Annotated in this window: 2 protein-coding genes; one reads left to right on the plus strand and one right to left on the minus strand. The window is 47.6% G+C overall.

Annotated elements, in window-relative coordinates:
• On the minus strand, positions 1-455 hold a 455-nt coding region (locus GOU96_RS17540), incomplete at its 3' end, for a substrate-binding periplasmic protein (RefSeq protein ID WP_420719707.1).
• 211 nt (positions 456-666) lie between these two features.
• Between GOU96_RS17540 and GOU96_RS17545 the strand changes: the two genes are divergently transcribed.
• A partial coding sequence (locus GOU96_RS17545) for an MFS transporter (RefSeq protein ID WP_324702068.1) occupies positions 667-1,329 on the plus strand: 663 nt, incomplete at its 3' end.

A 1,329-nucleotide genomic window follows, 5' to 3' on the forward strand; every position in this document is an offset into this window, starting at 1 on the left:
CCATAGCTGTAGGCCAATACGCCGCCTAACTTATAAGGGGCTAAATCGTTTAAGGTTTTCCAATCAAAGGGCTTTTTAACGGGATAAAAGAAAACAAACTCTTCTTGGCTCACTGGCAAGCTATAGAAAAAATCGACTTCACGCTCCGCGCTGTGCATCCAGATCGCAGTGGCATCGTACAAACCGCGTTGGGTTTCAGCATAAGCTCTTGCCCATGGTAAAAACTGGAATTCCACTTGATAACCTTGCTTGGTAAAAGCTTGGGTGATGATTTCACCAACAAAACCATAGTTAGGTAAATCACTGCCGATAAAAGGTGGCCATTCGCCGGATGCAATACGCACGAGTTTATCCTCTGCGTTGGGGGAGGATTGTGCATACAGCAGCGCGGGACATAATCCTATGATGAGCAAGCAGCAGCGCACATAACGTTTTAAGTATCTGTTGCTCAGCATGACGGTTCCTTGGTGGTCTAGGCTAGTCTTTGAATCATGGGTAAGTTGACTCCTCACTGTCAAATCATAGGTTTAATTTTTATCGGCTTTTTTGATTCAGTTGACGAAATTTAAGGAGTAAGCTTGAGCGCGAGATGTCCACATCATGCTGATTTTATGAATATCTTAAGTGGATGTTGTCGTGTTCTAGTGAGTTATCGATGAGGAAGGTATGTCGCAGCCTGTAGATAGAAAAACCTTTTTGGGCATCTTTTTTACGGTTTTTTTGCCAATGTTTTTGGCGGCCGTTGATCAAACCTTGCTGGCTACCGCGACGCCTGCGATTGTGCGCGATCTCGGCAACTTGCAACTTTCTTCGTGGATTGCGATTGGTTACATGCTGGCAAGTGCAGCCAGTGTTCCGGTTTACGGCTGGTTAGGGGATCAGTATGGACGTAAACCGATGTTAATGATTGCGCTGAGTATTTTTGCCTTAGGTTCAGTCATTTGTGCTTTTGCAATGAATATGCCATGGTTGGTGGCTGGTCGGATTGTACAAGGACTGGGTAGCGGCGGCTTAATGAGCTTATCACAAGCCTTGATCGGTGAATTAGTACCGCCCCGCGAGCGTGCCCGTTTTCAGGGCTATTTTTCCTCACTGTTTGCGGTGGCCTCGCTGATGTGTACCCAACTGACCAGCATTGACTGGTTTATTGCTACTCGTCTGGTGCAGGGTTTTGCTGGCGCGGCCTCCGGTGTGGTGATCAATGCGCTGCTGCGGGATTTGTTCCACAAGGATGATTTCTCCCGCATGATGTCGATGGTGGTGCTGATCATGACTGTGGCACCGCTGCTGGCACCGATGCTGGGTGGCTATTTGCTGGTGTGGTTTGAT

The sequence above is a fragment of the Vibrio sp. R-1 genome, assembly GCF_035615595.1.
Lineage (GTDB): Bacteria > Pseudomonadota > Gammaproteobacteria > Enterobacterales > Vibrionaceae > Vibrio > Vibrio cholerae.